At 69.5% G+C, this 3,444-nt stretch carries 6 protein-coding genes; 1 reads left to right on the forward strand and 5 read right to left on the reverse strand.

Annotated elements, in window-relative coordinates:
• Window positions 1–608 (reverse strand): zinc ribbon domain-containing protein (locus AC30N0_RS10725; RefSeq protein ID WP_489517903.1); only part of this gene is annotated, 608 nt, incomplete at its 3' end.
• 126 nt (window positions 609–734) lie between these two features.
• Between AC30N0_RS10725 and AC30N0_RS10730 the strand changes: the two genes are divergently transcribed.
• A complete protein-coding gene (locus AC30N0_RS10730) occupies window positions 735–1,211 on the forward strand; it encodes a CopD family protein (RefSeq protein ID WP_489517904.1) in 477 nt (158 codons plus the stop codon).
• Between the two features lie 23 nt (window positions 1,212–1,234).
• On the opposite strand, the gene AC30N0_RS10735 is transcribed toward AC30N0_RS10730, so the two are convergent.
• From AC30N0_RS10735 to eno, 4 genes are all read right to left on the reverse strand, one after another.
• Window positions 1,235–1,786 (reverse strand): AAA family ATPase, encoded by a 552-nt coding sequence (locus AC30N0_RS10735; RefSeq protein WP_489517905.1) that lies wholly within the window; start codon window positions 1,784–1,786, stop codon window positions 1,235–1,237.
• Entirely contained in the window at window positions 1,783–2,427 is a 645-nt protein-coding gene (gene pnuC, locus AC30N0_RS10740; RefSeq protein ID WP_489517906.1) for a nicotinamide riboside transporter PnuC, read from the reverse strand. The genes AC30N0_RS10735 and pnuC overlap by 4 nt, the downstream gene beginning before the upstream one ends.
• On the reverse strand, window positions 2,424–2,702 hold the full coding sequence (gene ftsB, locus AC30N0_RS10745) for a cell division protein FtsB (protein ID WP_489517907.1): 279 nt from the start codon (window positions 2,700–2,702) through the stop codon (window positions 2,424–2,426). Before ftsB ends, pnuC begins: the two co-directional genes overlap by 4 nt.
• Window positions 2,703–2,715: 13 nt before the next feature.
• Window positions 2,716–3,444, reverse strand: a 729-nt coding sequence (gene eno, locus AC30N0_RS10750) for a phosphopyruvate hydratase (RefSeq protein ID WP_489517908.1), incomplete at its 5' end; no start/stop codon positions are given.

Raw genomic sequence — 3,444 nt, forward strand, 5'->3', positions numbered from 1 at the left:
GCCGAAGCACCTGCCGTGGGCGCACCGGCCGTTCCTTTCGATCCCATTGCCCACCATGCGGCGGCGCCGCCGACGACGACGAGGAATGCCACCGCAGCGATCACGATCGCCGTGCGGCTCCCGGTCGACCCGGCCGGAATCGCGACAGCGCTCGCGTCGGCGGGGTGCGCGGCTTCATGCTGGCGGGTCGCCTCGTAGTCTTGCGCGGGGAGCGGGTCCTCGACCCGCGCCTGCTCCCTGTACTCGGGGGTCCGCGCAGGCGGGTACGCCTGCTCCGCCGGATACGGCGGGACCGGAGCGAAAGACGGGTAGGAGATCGGCGGCGGGCTGAGCCCGGCGTAAGGATCCGTCGATGGCGGCGGCGTCGCCGCTGCGGCAGCGCGCGAGCGCGGCACGATGACGGTGCCGAGGAGGCTCACGCCGCAGTTCGCGCAGTAGCGGATGCCGGGCTTGTTCTGGAAGCCGCACTCGTCGCAGGTGACGCCTGCGGCCGGTGCTTCGTCGTCGGTGCCGGTGGCCTGGATGGCTGGAAACGCGGTGCCGCAGGCGCGACAGAACTGTGCCTCGTCCCTGTTTTCGGTACTGCACACCGAGCAGAGCTTGGTCATTCGTTCGGCCTCCCGCCGCCTTTCCCAGGTCGAAGGACGATACCTTGCTTTGTGACCGGTCGCAATTTCGCGCGCCTCGCGACGACGCAGAATGCGAGCATTCCGCCGCGCCGACTGGAGCCTTCCGTGCTGTATGCCTCTCTGAAGGCCGTTCACCTGCTCGCGATCATCGTCTGGGTCGGCGGCATGTTCTTCATGCTGCACTGCCTTCGGCCTGCCGCTTCGCTGCTCGAGCCGCCGCTTCGCCTGGCCTTGCTGCACGCGACGATGCGCCGCTTCTTCGCCGTGGTCGCCGCCTGCATCGGCGTGATCCTGCTCTCGGGCGCCGCCATGATCGGCATGGCGTGGTCGGCTTCGCGACGCTCCAGCCTGCTCTTCAACATGCCGCTCGACTGGTACACGATGATCGTCGTGTTCGCGGTCATGGTGGCGGTCTTCGTGCACATCCGCTGGGTCCTCTTTCGTCGTCTCGATGCCGCCGTGGCCGCAAGACGCTGGCCCGAGGGCGCCGCCGCAGCCGGCGCGATCCGCTGGGAGGTGATGGTCAACCTGGTGCTCGGCGTCTTCGTCGTCGTCGCCGTCCGCCTCGGCGGCGCTGCCTGAGGCGAAGCGCCGCCGCGCGCCGCTCAGCCGCAGCCGTGCCGGCGCTTCGCGTCGATCGCGCGCAAGGCCTCGTCAAGCCGTGCCGTGCCCGCGCCGCCCACGCGCACGAAGCCGGTACCGGCGCGGGCGAGGGCGGCCTGCACGCATCGGTCGACCGGCGCGCGCACGTGCGGTCCGTCGCGCTGGAGGCCGTCGGGCATCCAGGGCAGGTCGAGTGCGGTGAGCAAGGTGAGGTCGCACCTTCCGTGCGCGGCCGCGGCTTCTGCATGCAGACTCGTGTCGCCGAAGACGATCTCGCTGTAGACCGCGATCATCAATGCCGTGGTGTCGGCGATGACGACCTGCGCGTCGCCGGCTGCGACCTCGATCCGCCGCGTCTGCTCGGCGGCGATCCCGCGCTGCTCCTCGCGCCTCGGCGTTCGCGACGCCGCGGCGCAGAACTCGCGCAGGTATTCCTCGACCACGACGACCTCGACCTTGCGGCTTGCGAGCGTCGCGCCGAGGTCCCGGGCCAGCGTCGTCTTGCCTGTGCTCTCCGCACCGAGGATGGCGACCACGAAGGCCCGGCCGGTCACGCCCCTGCCTGCACGGGCGTCGCCGCGAGGCGCCGCCAGGCGCGCCAGCCCGTCACCGACATCGCGAGGAACACCAGGTAGAGCACGCTCGTCAGCCACAGGCCCTTGTAGGCGAAGAGCGTCGCCGCGACCACGTTGACGACCAGCCAGGCCGGCCAGTTCTCGACGTACTTGCGACCGAGCAGCCACTGGCCGACCACGCTTCCGGCGGTGACGAACGCGTCCCACCACGGCACGTCGGTGTCGGTGAAGCGGTCGAGGAAAAGCGCGGCGGCAGGCCAGGCCAGGGCGAACACGCCGAGCGCGACAGCGCGGCCGCGCCCGTCGAGCGACCGCACCTGCAGGCGTCGGCCGGTGGCGTCGGTGCCACGCAGCCACTGCCACCAGCCCCAGGCGGCGATCGCCACGAAGAAGATCTGCAGGGCGGAGTCGCCGTACAGCCGGCTGTTCCAGAAGATGAGGAAGTAGAGCAGCGAGCTCATGATCGCCAAGGGCCAACCCAGCGGGTTGACGCGGATGTTCATGACCACCATGCCGAAGGCCAGCGCGACGGCGACGATCTCGAGCCAGGTCGTGCCGATGCCCCCGAGGACAAAGGCGTTGGCCAGCAGCGGCGCCGCCGCTTCGAGGAGTGAAGTCATCGCCGGGTCGGCGAGAGCTGCACGAAGATCTCGTCGGGCTTGATCATGCCGAGCTCGAAGCGGGCCTTCTCCTCGACCATCTCGAGCCCTTCCTTGAGGTCGTTCACCTCGGCCGACAGCTGCTCGTTGCGGCGCCTTGCGGCCTCGTTGCGCAGTTTCTGCGCCTCGAGCTTGGCGCTGAGCTCGACCATCCGCGGCACGCCGCCCCGGCCGAACCACAGCTCGACCTGCACCAGGACGAGCAGGCCAGCGAGGGCGAGGGTGATCCAGCGCATGTCGACGGCAGCGTCAGCCGAGCTGGTGGAAAGCGGCGCGGCCGGGGTAGGCGGCGACGTCGCCGAGGTCTTCCTCGATGCGCAACAGCTGGTTGTACTTGGCGACGCGGTCCGAGCGGCTCAGCGAGCCGGTCTTGATCTGGCCGGCGTTGGTGCCGACGGCGATGTCGGCGATGGTCGCGTCCTCGGTCTCCCCGGAGCGGTGGCTGATCACCGAGGTCCAGCCGGCCCGCTTGGCCATCTCGATGGCCGCGAAGGTCTCGGTGAGCGTGCCGATCTGGTTGATCTTGATCAGGATCGAGTTCGCGACCTTCTTCTGGATGCCTTCCTTCAGGATCTTCGTGTTGGTGACGAAGAGGTCGTCGCCGACAAGCTGCACCCGCGCGCCGAGCCGATCGTTGAGCATCTTCCAGCCGTCCCAGTCGGACTCGGCCATGCCGTCCTCGATGGAGATGATCGGGTACTTCTCGCACCACGATGCCAGGGTGTCGACCCACTCCGAAGTGCCGAGCGTCCGGCCCTGCCCGTCGAGCCGGTACTGCCCCTCCTTGTAGAACTCGCTGGCGGCGCAGTCGAGGCCGAGCGCGATCTGCGCGCCGGCGACGTAGCCCGCCTTCTCGATCGCCTCGAGGATCATGTCGATCGCCGCCTCGTGGCTGGCGACGCTCGGCGCGAAGCCGCCTTCGTCGCCCACCGCGGTGCTCATGCCGCGCCCGTCGATGATCTTCTTCAGCGCGTGGAA

The organism is Rhizobacter sp., assembly GCF_031412495.1.
Taxonomy (GTDB): Bacteria; Pseudomonadota; Gammaproteobacteria; order Burkholderiales; family Burkholderiaceae_C; genus Schlegelella_A.

Excerpts from the sequence above, each read along its gene's own strand:
- pnuC (WP_489517906.1), bottom strand. The coding sequence starts at position 2,427 with ATGACTTCACTCCTCGAAGCGGCGGCGCCGCTGCTGGCCAACGCCTTT.
- ftsB (WP_489517907.1), bottom strand. The coding sequence starts at position 2,702 with ATGCGCTGGATCACCCTCGCCCTCGCTGGCCTGCTCGTCCTGGTGCAG.